Here is an 890-nt window from a genome sequence, read left to right as displayed (position 1 = left end):
AGCCATGGATTCCGTTCTCAAAGCTGCGTCCTAACCACCTTGACTAATGCTATATCAGTGACTCAGGCGCACTGACAGCAAAAAAAGCCAGTAATCGGACTTGAACCTAATACATAGCCTATAACCCCTATTCTACCGCTGCTTAGGTGTTACTCAAAACCGTAGTAGAGTAACAAGTGAGTAAAAAATGAGTAACGCCGCTAAACTCCCTACAGTGGGGGGAAAGGGTAACTATGATGAGAGTTGCGCTAGATTCCTGAAAGCCTATCAAGACTTTAAGGGGGAATGTCCCAAAGGAGTGACTCTCAAACTACAAAAGTCCGGGACTAGGTACAACCTACTATTGCGTGCGAGACGTTTAGGAGACAAAATAAGGCTGCGATGCCTGAAATAACCTTCTCGTGGGACTTATACCCCTTGGTAGAATATAAGGGACTTAATGTGATAGCTAAGTAACCCTGACCATCCCATAACTATCTATGTGTCCCAACCTCTGGCTTCGACAACCAGACAACGCAGGAAGACTCAAGGTCAAGACAGAATGCTGGAAAGATGGACGTTATGTTATGGTCGAAAGGGAAGTTGCCTTCCCCAACTCCAATTCCAAACCGTGCTTGCGAGTTTCCCAGCACACGGCTCCTGATGTGGATACCCTATTGTCAGTAGGAACAGGGCTACAACCCCCCGCTTGATGACTTCAACTTTCAAAGCTATATGTCTGCGTTAGTCTTTCAACTCGCTTTCGCCATTAAACCCTTACTTATTGCAGTCTCTATATCCACACCGTGACTAGTGGGCATATCCTAACCATTACAGTTAGGCATTAGCTTTCAGTCACATCCTTTCCCCTTAAAGGTATACGCTTACACTTTTCACTACTCCACAGGTAC

Annotated in this window: 2 protein-coding genes; both read left to right on the top strand. The window is 45.5% G+C overall.

The genetic code is table 11. The features are described from left to right. The first annotated feature begins 187 nt into the window (after positions 1-187). The gene (locus P5683_RS25380) at positions 188-394 is read left to right on the top strand and encodes a hypothetical protein (RefSeq protein ID WP_006669809.1); all 207 of its coding nucleotides are present in this window, start codon (positions 188-190) and stop codon (positions 392-394) included. An 85-nt stretch (positions 395-479) separates the two neighbouring features. Then, the gene (locus P5683_RS25375) at positions 480-692 is read left to right on the top strand and encodes a hypothetical protein (RefSeq protein ID WP_006623862.1); all 213 of its coding nucleotides are present in this window, start codon (positions 480-482) and stop codon (positions 690-692) included. Positions 693-890: the final 198 nt, after the last annotated feature.

The organism is Limnospira sp. PMC 1279.21 (assembly GCF_032349615.1).
Classification (GTDB): Bacteria; Cyanobacteriota; Cyanobacteriia; order Cyanobacteriales; family Microcoleaceae; genus Limnospira; species Limnospira fusiformis.
The sequence above is the reverse complement of the archived record's forward strand: the minus strand, read 5'-3'. Positions and strand labels throughout refer to the sequence as shown.

Bases quoted from the DNA above. Each gene is read 5' to 3' on its own strand.
- P5683_RS25380 (WP_006669809.1), top strand. From the start codon at position 188: ATGAGTAACGCCGCTAAACTCCCTACAGTGGGGGGAAAGGGTAACTAT.
- P5683_RS25375 (WP_006623862.1), top strand. From the start codon at position 480: ATGTGTCCCAACCTCTGGCTTCGACAACCAGACAACGCAGGAAGACTC.